The sequence below is a fragment of the Williamsia sp. genome, assembly GCF_016462415.1.
Taxonomy (GTDB): domain Bacteria; phylum Actinomycetota; class Actinomycetes; order Mycobacteriales; family Mycobacteriaceae; genus Williamsia_A.
In genome coordinates this window covers 1-14296 of sequence record NZ_JAEMTF010000093.1, presented here as the reverse complement: position 1 = coordinate 14296, position 14296 = coordinate 1, and the positions used below count along the sequence as shown (strand labels likewise).

Here is a 14296-nt window from a genome sequence, read left to right as displayed (position 1 = left end):
TGGGTCGGGTGGTCTGCAGCGGTGGGTTGATGAAGTCCGGCAGGCTGAAACCGGAGGGGGACACCAGCGCCGTCAGCAACGCGAAGTCGTATTCGTCGCGACGCGCGACGGCGTTCTCGTGCCATGCGGCGACGTGAGGCCGACCCGTCGGGCCGAGAACGAGGGACCACAGGCTCAGCGATGTCTCGCCCATCGGCGAGATCGCCAGTCGCACGCGTGCGAGGTCGTCGGTTCCCAGGTGATAGGTCAGCATCTCAGCAGTGACGGTAGGTCCGATTGCGGTCCCACACCAGATTTTTTCGCACGCTGCGTCACCTGCGCCGCGACCACCCCGGTCGGGCCACGTCGCCACCAGGCCGCGATCCGGTGCACGGTCCGCATCAGCGGCCCGGGCGACGCGTGCACGCGAGGGTCGTCGGGATCGGGACGTCGATGCTTCTGCGCGGAGGCGTGCCGATCGGCGATCCGCGCGTAGGCCAGGGCCGTCGTCGGGTCGGTGGCGAGATGGTGGAGGTTCCGGTAGTCGTCCATGCATCTGAGCCAACGCCGTCATCTCGCCGCGGAGAATTGATTAAGCCTGCGGCTACAACGTCGAGTTGCGGCCCTGTGCGCCCAACAGGGAGCAACGACGGCCCAACAGGGAACAACGACGGCCCAACGCGGGGCATGCCACCCAACTGGTGGCTTTATGTGCCCGACTGGCGGTCAGCCGAGCATGCGCAGGGCCAGCAGGGCGTATGCCCGGGCCGCGACGACGAGGTCCTCGATGAGCACCGACTCGTCGGGCTGATGGGCCTGGTTGTTGATGTCGCCGGGCCCCAGCACGATGCACGGGATGCCCAGGTCGCGGTTGACGAAGCCACCGTCACACGCGGCGGTCCATCCGCCGATGGCACTCGAGCCGCCCGCGGCGGTCACCGAGTCCACCGCCGACAGCACGAGTCCGTGCCTGCGGTCGGTGCGGAAACCGGGCATCGACATCGTCACCGAGACGTCCACCTCGATGCCGTCGGAGTCGATGCCGTCGGCCGCGATGCGCTCACGCAACTCCGCAGCGATCTCCTCGGCGTCCTCGTCGGGCATCAGGCGACGGTCGATGCCGATCGAGGCGTTCGGCGCGACGGCCGAGATGCCCTGCCCACCGCTGATCGTCCCGATGTTCCACGTCCCGGCACCGAGCAGCGGGTCGAGGTCGGACTGCATCGCGTCGTGATCGGCGCGGATGATCTCGATGATCCTGGCCGCGGCGTTGATCGCGTTGCGACCATCGGCCGGACGACCGGAATGGGCGGCGCGCCCGCGGATCTCGATCTCGATGTAGGAGGCGCCGCGGCACGCGATGACGGTGTCGAGGTCGGTGGGCTCGGCCACGACGCACCCGGCGAACTCGCCGGCACGCCCGCGGCCCACGAAGTCGCGGACACCGAGACCGTGCTCCTCCTCGTCGACCGTGCACACCAACTGCACCGGGCCGGAGAGGTTCTCGCCGACCAGGGCGCCCGCGGCCACGATGATCGCCGCGAGGCCGCCCTTCATGTCGGTGGCACCGCGACCGATGATGCGGTCGTCGACCACCCGGGACACGAACGGGTCGGCGGTCCAGCCGGGCCCCGGCGGAACGACGTCGGAGTGACCGAGGAACATCAGTCCCGGTCCGTCGCCACCGGGCAGCGTCGCCACCAGGTTCGGACGGTCGGTGGCCACCTCGTGGGTGTCGACGGTGCATCCCGCCTCGGCCGCGGCCCTCGCCAGGACCGCGACGGTTCCGGCCTCGGTGCCGCCCGGGTTCACACTCGGGACATCGACGAGTGCACGGGTCAACGCGACCACCGACTCCGCGGTGATGCGATCGAGAACCGTCCGCTCACGTGCGCTCAGCGGGCCGGTCTCGGTCGCGTTCGCGGTCTCGGTGGTCTCACTCACGCGATCATCTTCTCAAGGCTGCCCGTCAGCCGCTTGATGCCCTCCTCGATGCGCTCGGGGGTGCTGGAGGCGAAGCAGAGCCGCAGGGCGTTGTGGAAGCGCCCACCGGGCGAGAGTGCCGGTCCGGGGATGAACGCGACACCGTCGGCGAGGGCGACCTCGAACAGCTCACGGGTGTCGATGCTCTCGAACTCGCCCGCGAGGGTCAGCCACAGGAAGAAGCCGCCCTCGGGGTTGGTGGTGGTGACCCGGTCGCCGAGGTGACGGGCGATCGAGTCGAGCATCGCGTCCTTGCGCTCGCGATAGAGCACGCGGATCGAGGCGAGATGGTCGTCGAGTCCGCCGCGGGCGATGTACTCGGCCACGATGTGCTGGTTGGGCACATTGGTACACGTGTCCATCGCCTGCTTGCCGTTGATGAGCAGCTGACGGATCGACGGGTCGGCGTCGACCCAGCCGACACGCCACCCCGGCGCCAGGATCTTGGAGAACGTGCGGACCGAGAACAGCAGCGGATCCTGCGGGCTGAGCGTCTGGAAGGTCGGGATGTCGGTGCCGGAGAAGCGCAGCAGACCGTACGGGTCGTCGTCGATGATGACCGAACCCCACCGGTGCGCCAACTCCAGCAACGCCTTTCGCCGTTCCAACGACAGCGTCACGCCGGACGGGTTCTGGAAGGTGGGGATGGTGTAGATCGCCTTCGGCGGCCGGTGGTGGTGGGCGACGAGGTCCTCGAGCTGGTCGACGAGCATGCCGTCTTCGTCCATCGGGACCTCGAGCAGCTGTGCGCCGTAGGACAGAGCGGTGGCGCTGCCGTTGGTGTACGTGGGGGACTCGACCACCACGAGGTCACCCGGATCGATGAACAGCTTGCACGCGAGATCGAGTCCCTGCATGCCGCCGGTGGTGATGACCAGACGATCCTCACTCGACGGATCGGGGGTGCCGGCAAGGTATTTCACCAGCAACTCGAGCAGACGCGGCTCGCCCTCGGTGGCGCCGTAGGTGAACGACGACGCATCGAGGATGGTGCCCGCGATCTCGCGGAACTCCTCCGACGGGACCGCCTCGTCGGCGGGCGACCCCATCGCGAAGCGCACGATGTCATGGGTCTGCGCGGCGAGCAGCGAGGTCGACGAGTCGATCATCGACCCCACCAGGTCCTTGGCCCGTCCGGCCAGCGGCAGGGTGGGTGCGTGACGTGCGATTTCGGTCGCGGTCATCGGTGCTCCTTCGATCTGGGGTAAGCGTGGCTATTTGCGGATCAGCTCGCGCGGGAAGCTGGTGAACGTCTCGACACCGGTGGCGCTGACGCGCACCGACTCCGACAACTCGAATCCGTATCCGTCCATCCACATCCCGCAGACGATGTGGAACGTCATGTTCTCCTCGAGGACCGTCTCGTCCTCGGTCCGGATGCTGATGGTGCGCTCGCCCCAGTCCGGCGGGTAACCGATCCCGATGGAATAGCCCAGGCGCGACGGCTTCTCGAGTCCGTACTTGGCCAGTGTCCAGTTCCAGGTCGACGCCAGCTCGCGCGTCGGCACCCCCGGCCTGATCGCGTCGAGCACGTTGTTGAGTCCCTCGGCGGTGGCGCCGGCGACGTAGTCGACGTCCTTGTTGGGCGTGCCCAACGACACCGTCCGGGCGAGCGGACAGTGATAGCGGTTGTGCGCACCGGTCAGCTCGATGACGACCGCCTCGTCGTCGCGGAACGTGCCCTGGTGCCACGTCAGGTGCGGGGTGTCGGCGGCGGCGCCGGTCGGCATCATCGGCACGATGGCCGGGTAGTCGCCGCCGAAGTCGTCGGTGCCGGTGATCTGGGCCTGCGAGATCGCCGCCGCCGCGTCGCATTGCCGCACACCGACCTCGATGGTGTCGATGGCCGCGCGCATCGCCTGGGAGCAGACCATGCCCGCCTGCCGCATCAGCTGGATCTCCGCGTCGGACTTCACCGACCGCACCCAGTTCACCAGCTCGAAGCTGTCGACCAGCTTCCACTCCGGGATCGCGTTGTACAGTGCGCGATAGGCCTTGGGGGTGAAGAAGTGTGAGTCCATCTCCAGGCCGACCGACCCGGTCCGCGATGCGGGCGCGATCTGGTGGCGCTGGCGCAGTGCCCAGGCCACCCAGTCGAACGGGTGCAGGTGCGGGCGGTGGACGTAGCTCTCCGGGTAACCGACGATCTGCTCGGCAGGCAACCACGTCGTGCGGTGCGCCCCATGGGCATCCATCTCACGCGCGAAGAACACCATCTCGCCCTCGATGGGCACGAACAACATCTGCGGGGTGTAGAACGACCACGCGTTGTAGCCGATCAGGTAGAAGATGTTCGCGGGGTCGGTCACTATGACCGCCGAGAGTCCCTGCCGCTCCATCAGGACACGGACCTTGCCCAGACGCTCGGTGTACTCCGCGTCGGAGAACAGCTGATGTCCCAGGTACAACTCACACCTCTTTCTCGAGTGCGGACAACCGGTCAGGTACGCGGAATGGCGAGGTACTTCACCTCGAGGAACTCGTCGATGCCGATCCGACCGCCCTCACGGCCGAGGCCGGACTCCTTCACCCCGCCGAACGGCGCGGCCGGGTTCGACACCAACCCGGTGTTGAGTCCGACCATGCCGACCTCGAGTGCGGACGACAGTCGCAGGGCGCGGTCGATGTCCTGGGTGAAGAGGTAGCCGACGAGGCCCCACTGGGTGTCGTTGGCCATCGCGATCATCTCGTCCTCGTCCTCGAAGGGGATGACCGGTGCGACGGGGCCGAAGATCTCGGTCGACATCAGATCCGACTCCGGGCTCACGTCGGCGAGCACGGTGGGCGGGTAGAAGTGGCCGGGGGTGTCGGGGGCGATCCCGCCGCACATGATCGTCGCGCCGCGTCCGACGGCGTCGGACACCAGGTCGCGCACCTTGTCCAGGGCCTTCGACTCCACCAGCGGACCGACCTGCGTGCCGTCCAGGGCGCCGTCGCCGACCACGAGTGCACCCATACGCGCACTGAGCTTCTCGGCGAACTGGTTCGCGACCGACCGGTGTACGAACAGGCGGTTGGCGGCGGTGCAGGCCTCGCCCATGTTGCGCATCTTGGCCACCATGGCGCCCTCGACGGCCTTGTCGATGTCGGCGTCGGCGCAGACGATGAACGGTGCGTTGCCGCCGAGCTCCATCGAGGTGCGCATGACGGTGCGCGATGCCTGCTCCAGCAACAGCTTGCCGACCTGTGTGGACCCGGTGAAGCTGATCTTGCGCGCGAGGCCGCTGTCCATCCAGGCGGTGACGACCGGGCCGGGGTTGATCGTCGTGACGATGTTGAGCACGCCGTCGGGCAGTCCGGCCTCGGTGAGGATGTCGGCCAGCGCGAGTGCGGTGAGCGGCGTGAGCTCGGCCGGCTTGAACACCATCGTGCAGCCGGCGGCCACGGCGGGACCGATCTTGCGGGTCCCCATGGCCAGCGGGAAGTTCCACGGGGTGATCAGGACGCACGGACCGACCGGTTCCTTGGTGACGAGGATGCGGTTGGCGCCGTCACCGGTGGTGGTGTGGTCGCCGTTGATACGGACGGCCTCCTCGGCGAACCAACGGAAGAACTCGGCGCCGTAGGCGACCTCGCCCTTCGCCTCGGCCAACGGCTTGCCCATCTCGGTGGTCATGATCAGGGCGAGGTCGTCGGCGCGCTCGAGGATGAGCTTGTGGGCGCGGTAGAGGATCTCGCTCCGCGACCGGGGGGAGGTCGCGGCCCAGGACTTCTGGGTCGCGGCGGCGGTCTCGATGGCGCGCTGGGCGTCGAGGGCGCCACCGTCGGCGACGGTCGCGATCTGCTCGCCGGTGGCGGGGTTCTCCACGACGAACGTCGAACCGGACTCGGCTGACGACCACGCGCCCCCGATGAACAGTCCGGTGTTGAGCTTGCCGATCAGCTCGGCAGCACGGTTCGTCATGCGTGGTCTCCTCGTGGTCGCGCGGCGGGGTCGCCGCTGGGGTGCGGATCGAGCAACTGTGCCAGGTGGGTGCCGGTCACGGGGCGGATGCCGTCGTCGACGGCGACGAGTTGTTGCACGGCCATGGCGCAGCTGAAGCCGTCGGTCAGCACGGGCTCGTCGTCGACGCGGGCGCGCAGGGCCGGTGCGAGAGCCTGCTCGCCGACGGCCATGCTGACCTCGTAGTGGCCGCGCTCGAAGCCGAAGTTGCCTGCGACACCGCAACAACCGTCGGCGGTGGTGACCGTGGAGACGCCGAGTCGCCGCAGCACCGACGCCTGGGTGGCGGGTCCGAACACGGCGTACTCGTGGCAGTGGGTCTGCACCGTGACGGCGTCGGGCATGGTCGGTGGCTGCCACCCGTCGTCGAGCATCTCACCCACGTGGGCGGCGAAACTGCGTACCCGCTTGGCCACCCGACGCGCGGCGTCGGTGTGCACCAACTCGGGCATGTCCTTGTGCAACGCGGCGGCGCAACTCGGTTCCGGGACGACGATCGGTCGGTCGGTGCCGTCGTCGAGGGCCTCGGCGGTCTTGGTCAGCACCTTCCGGGCGTGGTCGAGCTGTCCGGTGGAGATCCACGTGAGCGCGCAGCAGTTGTCCTTCTCGCAGCTCACCCCCTGCGACGCGGATCCCGTGGTACCGAGAACGCGCGCGGCGGCGGCCCCGACCTCGGGTCGGAACGCCTTGGTGAACGAGTCGAGGAACAGCACGGTTCCGGCCGCAGGGTCTCTCGTGAGGCCGCGCAGGTGACCGCGGACGTCCTTGCGTCGGGAGAACTGCGGCATCGCCCGGCGTGCGTCGAGGCCGGCCAGTCGCGCGGCCGCTCCGGACAGCCTGGTCGCGAGCACGGCGTTGATCACCGGCGCCATGGCGGTCGCCGGTCGCAGCCAGGCGGGCATCCAGCCGAGGGCGTAGTGCGACATCGGCCGCATGCGCCGTCGATAGTGGTGGTGCAGGAACTCCGAGCGGTAGGTGGCCATGTCGACGCCGGTGGGGCAGTCGGTGGAACACGCCTTGCACGACAGGCACAGGTCCATCGCCTCGCGGACATCCTCGGAGCGCCAGCCGGTCTCGACGTCGGGGGCGTTGCGGATCATCTCCTGCAGCACCCGCGAGCGCCCGCGGGTGGAGTCCTTCTCGTCCTTCGTCGCGCGGTAGCTCGGACACATCACCCCGCCGGAGTGCGAGCGACACCGCCCGACCCCGATACACGCCTGCGTCGCGTGGACGAAGGGGTCGAGCCCGATGTTCTCCTGCGGGTGGTCGGCACCCCCGCTGTGTCCGTGGTCGGCGCCGGGGCCCGGGATGCCCAGATCGAAGGCGGTGGACCAGGTTCGGCTGGGGATGTCGGCCAGCGCCAGGTTGTCCCCGATGGCGTCCGGGTCGACGATGCTGCCGGGGTTGAGCAGTGCGGTCGGGTCCCAGATCCGTTTGAACGCACCGAACAGGTCCATCATCTGCGGCGAGTACATGATCGGGAGCAGCTCCGAGCGGGCCCGTCCGTCGCCGTGTTCCCCCGACAGTGAACCGCCGTGGGCCACCACGAGGTGCGCGGCGTCCCGGCAGAAAGCGAGCATCGTCGCGCGGCCGGACTCGCTGCGCTGATCGAACGTGATGCGGACGTGCATGCAGCCCGCTCCGAAGTGGCCGTACATGACCCCGGTCAGACCGTGGTGTGCGAGGAGTGCGGTGAAGCCTTCGAGGTATTCGGGCAGGTTCTCCGGCGCGACGGCCGAGTCCTCCCACCCGGGCCACGACTCGTAGCCGCTGCCTGCGTCGGGATCGTCGAGATCGACCAGACGCGAGGACAACCCGGCACCGTCCTCGCGCACCCGCCACAGCATCGACCGCTGCGTCGGGTCGGTCACGGTGCGTGCGTCGACGAGTCGCCCCTCGGCGCGCAGCTTCTCGAGCAGGTCGGAGATCGCGGCGGGCACGTCGTCAGCACTGAACTCGTCGAGTTCGACGTAGATCCACGCGTGTCCGTCGGGCAGGCCCTCGACCGAGGAGCGTCCCCGGCGGGCACGCATCGTCGCCACGATGCGCTCGTCGATGCCCTCGATGGCCGACGGCGAGAAGCTGAGCATGACCGGCACGTCCCGCGCGGCGTCGACGACGTCGCGGTAGCCGAGGCACAGCAACTGCGGGTGCTGGGCCACCGGCACGAGACCGACCACCGCGGACACGACCAACGCGCAGGTTCCCTCGCTGCCGACGAGCGCCCGGGCGACGTCGAAACCGCGCTCGGGCAACAGGTGTGCGAGGTGGTACCCGGACACCTGCCGGGGGATGCGTTCGAGTTCGGTGCGCAGTGGTGCGAGGTTGGCGCTCACGAGATCACCGAGAGCTGAGGCGATCTCCTCGGCGCGACGGACCGCCGCCGGGTCGGTGGGGTCGGTGGCGCGCAGACCGGTGCGGGTCGCGGTGACGCGGAGTCCGTCGGCGGTGACGAGGTTGATCTCCACGACGTGATCGGTGGTGCGCCCGTAGCGCACCGAGTGGTTGCCGCAGGCGTCGTTGCCGATGGCGCCGCCGAGCGTCGCACGGGACTGGCTCGACGGGTCGGGTGCGAACGTCAACGCCCCGTCGGTGTCGGTGCGCACGGCCTTCTGCAGCTCGGTCAGCACAACGCCGGCCTGAGCCAGTGCGGTGCGGCGCTCGGCGTCGACGGCCATGACGCGGGTCATGTGACGGGACAGGTCGATGACCACGCCCTCGCCGATGGCGTTGCCACCCATGCCCGTTCCGCCGCCACGGGCGATGACGGTGATGCCTGCGGCGTGACAGTGCGCGACGGCCGTGGCCACCTCGACATCGTCGTGCGGGAAGACCACGCACAGCGGTGTCAGGCGGTAGTTCGACGCATCGTAGGAGTACTCGGCACGGCGACGGGACGAATCGTCGGCATCGAGGCCCAGGGCCCTCAGGTCCGACCCGACCCGGGACCGGTCGTCGACGAGGGCCCGGTCGCTGGTGGGTGCATTCGACATCGTCGGACGAGTCAGCCGAGCACCGAGGACAGCGCGGCGTCGAAACGCGCCAACCCCGTGGTCATCTCGTCCTCGGTGACGACGAGAGCGGGGATCAACCGGATCACGTTGGCCAGCGGTCCGCAGGTGAGCGTGAGCAGACCCTCGCCGATGCAGGCCTGCTGGACCTTGGCCGCCGACGCGGCGTCGGCCACCGGTGTGCCCGCGGTGGCGGTGGGGTCGATGAACTCGATACCGGCCATCAGCCCGAGTCCACGGACATTGCCGATCTGCGGGAACTTCGCCGCGATCTTGTGCAGGCCGGCCAGCATCTGCTCGCCGCGCACACGGGCGTTCTCGACCAGGTTCTCCTCGTGGATGACCGCCAGCGTCGCGACGCCCGCGGCCGCGGCGACGGCATTGCCGCCGTAGGTGCCGCCCTGCGACCCGGGCCACGCCTTGGCCATCAGCTCGGTGGGTGCGGCGATCGCCGAGATGGGGAATCCGGACGCGAGACCCTTTGCGGTGATGATGATGTCGGGGACCAGGCCGACGGTGTGCTGGTGGCTCCAGAACTTGCCGGTACGGCCGAAGCCGGCCTGCACCTCGTCGGCGATCAGGATGATCCCGTGCTTGTCGGCGCGCTCGCGCAGACCGGCCAGGAACGCCGGGGGAGCGGGCAGGTAGCCGCCGTCGCCGAGTACCGGCTCGATGAGCATCGCGGCGGTGTCGTTGGGGGCGACGCGGGAGGCGAACAGGTAGTCGAGCTCGCGCAGGGCGAACTCCACCGCGGTGTCGGTGTCGAAGCCGTAGCGGTAGGCGTACGGGAACGGCGCCATGTGCACGCCGCTCATCAGCGGGGAGAAGCCGGCCGAGAAGCGGGTGCCCGCGGTGGTCAGGCTGGCCGCGGCCACGGTGCGGCCGTGGAACCCGCCCTGGAACACCACGATGTTGGGCCGACCGGTGGCCATGCGCGCCAGCCGGATGGACGCCTCGACGGCCTCGGAGCCGGAGTTCGCGTAGAAGATCGAGTCGAGACCGGTGGGCAGCACCTCGCCCAGCTTCTCGGTCAGTTCGAGCAGCGGCTGGTGCATCACCGTCGTGTACTGCGCGTGGATGATCTTCCCGCACTGCTCCTGGGCGGCTGCGACCACGCGCGGGTGGCAGTGACCGGTGCTGGTGACGCCGATCCCGGTGGTGAAGTCGAGGTAGGACTTGCCGTCGGTGCCGTGGATCCACGAGCCGGTCGCATGATCGACCACGACGGGGGTCGCCTGCTTCAGGCCGGGACTCAGGGTGGCGCGGTTCCCGGTCGGGGCCGGGGTGGCGCCACCGGTCGCAGAGGTGTTCACATCCGAGGTCAGCGTCGAGGTCATGGGTACACCGTGACGGTGGATGGTCTGATTGTCAACAATTGGACTATCGGCCCGGATCGGTGGTTTCCCGACGCCGTTGCCTACCGTGAACGCGTGACTTCCACACCGACGCCGCGCCTGACCGTCCTCACCCGCGATGACCTCGATCCGCCCCACAACCTGGCCGAGATCGAGAAGTTGGCGCAGGTCCGACTGGTCACCGCCGATCAGCTGGCCGACGCGCTCCCGGGCACCGAGGTGCTGATGTTCTGGGACTATTTCTCGGCCTCCCTGCGCGACCACTTCGACAGCGCGGACGCGCTGGCCTGGATCCACGTCTGTGCCGCCGGAGTCGACGCCATCATGTTCGACGGCCTCCGCGAGTCCGAGGTCACCGTCACCAACGCCCGTGGTGTGTTCGACGGCCCCATCGCCGAGTTCGTCCTCGGATCGATACTCGCCTGGGACAAACGCCTGCACGAGTCGCGCGCGTTCCAGAACGACAAGCAGTGGGAGTGGCGTGAGACGCGGCGCACCACCGGTTCGAGCGCTCTGGTGGTCGGGACGGGAGGCATCGGACGCGCCGTCGCGCGGCTGCTGCGGGCGGCGGGCCTCGAGGTGACCGGCGCCGGACGCACCGCGCGATCGCAAGACCCCGACTTCGGCGACGTCATCGCCACCGACGACCTCGTCGAGCACGTCGGGGTCTTCGACAACGTCGTGATGATCGCGCCCCTGACCGACCAGACGTCGGGCCTCGTCGACGCCCGGGTGCTGCGGGCGATGAAGTCGACGGCGCACCTGATCAACGTCGGTCGCGGGCAGCTCGTGGTCGAGGACGACCTGATCGAGGCGTTGCGCTCGGGGACGATCGCCGCCGCCTCGCTCGACGTGGTCGAGACCGAGCCGCTGCCGGAGTCCAGCCCGCTGTGGGAGATGCCACAGGTGGCCATCTCGCCGCACATGAGCGGCGACGTCGTCGGGTGGCGTGACGAGCTGGCCGACAAGTTCCTGGACCGCCTGCGCGGCTATGTGGCGGGCGAGGGGTTCGAGAACCAGGTCGACAAGTCGAGGGGGTACGTCCACTAGCCCAGCCGGGCGTCGACGACGGCCCACCGGGTCGGAACGTCGCCCCACCCGGGGAAACGGGCGTTCTCAGGTCGGGTGGTGCGACATTCACAGTCCGTTCTCAGGCTCCGCTCTTAACCTCGGGATCACGTTCGGGGCATCGAGCGGTGGAGACGACGGAGGAGGTCGGTGCAGCGATGAACCGACCACGGTTCCGCAGGGACGGTCGCGAGGGCATGCGATCGGGTACCGCGACCACCCTGCTGTGCATGGCCGGTCTCGTCGTCGCAGGTCTGGGACTCGCGTACTGCGTACATCTCGGCGCCGAACGCGGTGACGAGAACGACCAGGAGTCCACCTCCGCCGCGGCACTGAAGTACATCGCCCCCAGTACGACCTCCCCCGAGATGCCGCCGACCGTGGGTGCCGCACCCGCACCGTCGACGGTGTCGCCGAACGGTGGCCTGACGGTGACGCGGTCGAAGATGCTGCTCGGCACGGTCGACAAGCTCACCGGATCCGAGCTCGGCATCCACATGAGCGACGGTCGACGGCACACGATCACCGTCACCTCCGACACCCACTTCGAGTCCGCCCACAGTTCGTCGTCACCGACGGTGCGCATCGGGGACATCGTGGTGGTCCACGTGCTGATCAAGGGTGACGAGATGGTCGCCGACCTCGTGGTGGACGGACGCGTGACCGCGTCGAGTCCGGGGAACTGACCCCGGTGACGACCGGTCACCAGCGATGATCACCATGGGCTACCGGGCCGTCGCGCCCCCGAGTGGATAAGGTGTTCCGTGATGACCGCCGTCTACTTCGTGATCGCCGCGCTGGCACTGATCGGCGCGGCCCTTCTGTTGTGGCTCGACCGCCGTCGAACCGCAGTGGTGCGCCGCGAACGAGCGGTGTGGGGTGACGGTCACGGCTTCCGCTACGCCGCCTCCGAGCGCGACGACGCCGCCGGCCTGCGCGACATGCGGTCCGAGTTGCACCGAGCCACCATGGACCTCGCCGACCACGTCGAGATCTCCGACCTGACCTACGGCCGGTACTACGGCGAGGAAGCGGTCGCGTTCGACCTGACCGACGTCGCCACCGTGGTCGCGATCCGTCGCTCGAGCGCGTCGAGTGTGGTGATCGACGTCCGTCAGGAGAAGGTGCTCGCGCCCGCCGAGGAGGATGTCGAGCTGCTCGGCGCCATGGGTCGTCGGGTGATGTTCTCCACCCACCTCGACATCGCGCGCCGTGTCTGCGATCGCCGCATGGTCGCGCTGGCGAGCAACGCCCCCGACTACATCGAGGTGCTGTGGAACGAGGGCAACTGGGCGGTGGCGTCGATGCCGCTGACCAACGACCCGGTCCGCCTCGACACCGCGCTCGAGACCGTCCGCCGCTTCACCGATCTGCTGCGGGTTCTGCCGCCCGTGCTCGATCCGTCGCGTCCGCCGGATCCGCGTGACCCGTCGTCACCCACCGGCCGCGGCCGCCGCGGACTCGACGAGCCGAAGACCGAGGCGATCTCACGCGACCAGCTGCGCCCCCAGTCGGCGGACGGATCACCGTCCGCGCGGCCCTCGGGCCCGCCGTCCGGCCCGTCGCGGTCGGCTCGCCCGTCACCCGGCCCGCATCAGCAGCAGCAACCGCCGGCCTCGGGGCCGAAGCCCGCGGCGTCGGACACCGGCCGCCGGATGCAGCCGATGCCGGTGCGGCGCCGGACCGAACGTCCCACGCGCCTCGATGACTGAGGTCGTGACCACCGCAACGAGGAGATCGATCGCGTGAGCAGGGAACGTCTGGCCGAACTCGTGGCGGAACTGGCTGTGGTGCACGGAAGGGTGACGCTCTCGTCCGGCAAGGAAGCCGACTATTACGTCGATTTGCGCAGGGCCACACTGCATCACGAGGCGTCGGCCCTCATCGGGTCGCTGATGCGTGAACTCACCGTCGACTGGGACTATGCCGCCGTCGGTGGCCTCACCCTCGGTGCCGACCCGGTCGCGACGTCGATCATGCACGCCTCCGGTCGCGACATCGACGCGTTCGTCGTCCGCAAGGCGGCGAAAGCCCATGGCATGCAACGACAGATCGAGGGACCCGACATCGTCGGCAAACGTGTCCTGATCGTCGAGGACACCACGACGACCGGCAACTCGCCGTTGACCGCCGTGCGGGCGGCCCGCGAGATCGGTGCCGAGGTCGTCGGTGTCGCCACCGTCGTCGACCGCGCGACCGGCGCCGACGCCGTCATCACCGCCGAGGGCGTGCCGTACCGATCGCTGCTGGGACTCGCCGACATCGGGCTCGCGTAGCTCGCGGTGACATCGGACTCGTCCGAGGTGGGCCCGACCGAATGGGTCACCCCCGCCGACCCGGTCGGGGTCGGGCCGTGGGAGATCGACCGCGGCACACCACTTCCCGACGATGACCACTACGATCCGGAACTGCTCGCCGACGGCGACCGACGCAACGTCGTCGACCGCTATCGGTACTGGACGCGCGAGGCGATCGTCGCCGACCTCGACACTCGTCGCCACCCGTTTCACGTCGCGATCGAGAACTTCGCGCACGACGCCAACATCGGCACCGTGGTCCGGACCGCGAATGCCTTCGGTGCCGCCGCGGTGCACATCGTCGGACGTCGACGCTGGAATCGCCGGGGCGCCATGGTCACCGACCGCTATCAGCACGTCGAGCACCATGCCGACATCGACGCGCTGCTGACCTGGGCGCACGGTGCCGGCCTGTCGGTGGTGGCCGTCGACAACACCCCCGGATCGACCCGCCTCGAGACCGCCGACCTACCCCGCGGCTGTGTGCTGCTGTTCGGGCAGGAGGGGCCGGGTGTCAGCGAGGACGCGCGCGAGCGAGCGGATCTGACGGTGTCGATCGCGCAGTTCGGGTCGACCCGCAGCATCAACGCAGGCGTGGCGGCCGGCATCGCCATGCACGCCTGGATCCGTCAGCACGCCGACCTCGACCAGGCCTGGTGA

Annotated in this window: 12 protein-coding genes and 1 pseudogene; 5 read left to right on the top strand and 8 right to left on the bottom strand. The window is 69.1% G+C overall.

Translation table 11 applies throughout. From position 1 onward, the window contains the following. The 8 genes and pseudogenes from JHC79_RS18385 to JHC79_RS18350 form a co-directional block, all read right to left on the bottom strand. Positions 1-253, bottom strand: a pseudogene (locus JHC79_RS18385) (ArsR family transcriptional regulator); the annotation flags it as partial. Beyond that, a complete protein-coding gene (locus JHC79_RS18380) occupies positions 247-531 on the bottom strand; it encodes a hypothetical protein (RefSeq protein WP_296393508.1) in 285 nt (94 codons plus the stop codon). The gene JHC79_RS18380 and the pseudogene JHC79_RS18385, both read right to left, overlap by 7 nt. A 174-nt stretch (positions 532-705) precedes the next feature. After that, positions 706-1878, bottom strand: coding sequence for a M20 family metallopeptidase (locus JHC79_RS18375; RefSeq protein ID WP_296393517.1), 1173 nt, complete (start codon positions 1876-1878; stop codon positions 706-708). Positions 1879-1919: 41 nt separating this feature from the next. Further along, a complete protein-coding gene (locus JHC79_RS18370; RefSeq protein WP_296393506.1) occupies positions 1920-3146 on the bottom strand; it encodes a PLP-dependent aminotransferase family protein in 1227 nt (408 codons plus the stop codon). Between the two features lie 30 nt (positions 3147-3176). Then, the gene (locus JHC79_RS18365; RefSeq protein WP_296393504.1) at positions 3177-4370 is read right to left on the bottom strand and encodes a M24 family metallopeptidase; all 1194 of its coding nucleotides are present in this window, start codon (positions 4368-4370) and stop codon (positions 3177-3179) included. Positions 4371-4402: 32 nt separating this feature from the next. Continuing rightward, a complete protein-coding gene (locus JHC79_RS18360; RefSeq protein WP_296393502.1) occupies positions 4403-5866 on the bottom strand; it encodes an NAD-dependent succinate-semialdehyde dehydrogenase in 1464 nt (487 codons plus the stop codon). Further along, positions 5863-8898, bottom strand: a complete 3036-nt coding sequence (locus JHC79_RS18355) for an FAD-binding and (Fe-S)-binding domain-containing protein (RefSeq protein ID WP_296393499.1) — start codon at positions 8896-8898, stop codon at positions 5863-5865. Before JHC79_RS18355 ends, JHC79_RS18360 begins: the two co-directional genes overlap by 4 nt. A gap of 11 nt (positions 8899-8909) precedes the next feature. After that, complete coding sequence (locus JHC79_RS18350; protein WP_296393496.1) at positions 8910-10253, bottom strand: aminotransferase class III-fold pyridoxal phosphate-dependent enzyme; 1344 nt, start codon at positions 10251-10253, stop codon at positions 8910-8912. 93 nt (positions 10254-10346) lie between these two features. Here JHC79_RS18350 and JHC79_RS18345 point away from each other — a divergent pair, with 93 nt between their 5' ends. The 5 genes from JHC79_RS18345 (at position 10347) to JHC79_RS18325 (ending at position 14296) form a co-directional block, all read left to right on the top strand. Next, a complete protein-coding gene (locus JHC79_RS18345) occupies positions 10347-11321 on the top strand; it encodes a D-2-hydroxyacid dehydrogenase (RefSeq protein WP_296393494.1) in 975 nt (324 codons plus the stop codon). Between the two features lie 176 nt (positions 11322-11497). Next, positions 11498-12025: a hypothetical protein gene (locus JHC79_RS18340; RefSeq protein ID WP_296393492.1), complete on the top strand. Its 528-nt coding sequence runs from the start codon at positions 11498-11500 to the stop codon at positions 12023-12025. An 81-nt stretch (positions 12026-12106) separates the two neighbouring features. Next, complete coding sequence (locus JHC79_RS18335; RefSeq protein WP_296393489.1) at positions 12107-13051, top strand: hypothetical protein; 945 nt, start codon at positions 12107-12109, stop codon at positions 13049-13051. Positions 13052-13075: 24 nt separating this feature from the next. Further along, entirely contained in the window at positions 13076-13615 is a 540-nt protein-coding gene (gene pyrE / locus JHC79_RS18330) for an orotate phosphoribosyltransferase (protein ID WP_296393515.1), read from the top strand. A 6-nt stretch (positions 13616-13621) separates the two neighbouring features. Beyond that, complete coding sequence (locus tag JHC79_RS18325; protein ID WP_296393487.1) at positions 13622-14296, top strand: RNA methyltransferase; 675 nt, start codon at positions 13622-13624, stop codon at positions 14294-14296.

What these genes read in the sequence shown, in the direction of transcription:
- JHC79_RS18355 (WP_296393499.1), bottom strand. Translation starts at nt 8,898, where the DNA reads ATGTCGAATGCACCCACCAGCGACCGGGCCCTCGTCGACGACCGGTCC.
- JHC79_RS18340 (WP_296393492.1), top strand. Translation starts at nt 11,498, where the DNA reads ATGAACCGACCACGGTTCCGCAGGGACGGTCGCGAGGGCATGCGATCG.
- JHC79_RS18360 (WP_296393502.1), bottom strand. Translation starts at nt 5,866, where the DNA reads ATGACGAACCGTGCTGCCGAGCTGATCGGCAAGCTCAACACCGGACTG.
- JHC79_RS18370 (WP_296393506.1), bottom strand. Translation starts at nt 3,146, where the DNA reads ATGACCGCGACCGAAATCGCACGTCACGCACCCACCCTGCCGCTGGCC.
- JHC79_RS18335 (WP_296393489.1), top strand. Translation starts at nt 12,107, where the DNA reads ATGACCGCCGTCTACTTCGTGATCGCCGCGCTGGCACTGATCGGCGCG.
- JHC79_RS18380 (WP_296393508.1), bottom strand. Translation starts at nt 531, where the DNA reads ATGGACGACTACCGGAACCTCCACCATCTCGCCACCGACCCGACGACG.
- JHC79_RS18350 (WP_296393496.1), bottom strand. Translation starts at nt 10,253, where the DNA reads ATGACCTCGACGCTGACCTCGGATGTGAACACCTCTGCGACCGGTGGC.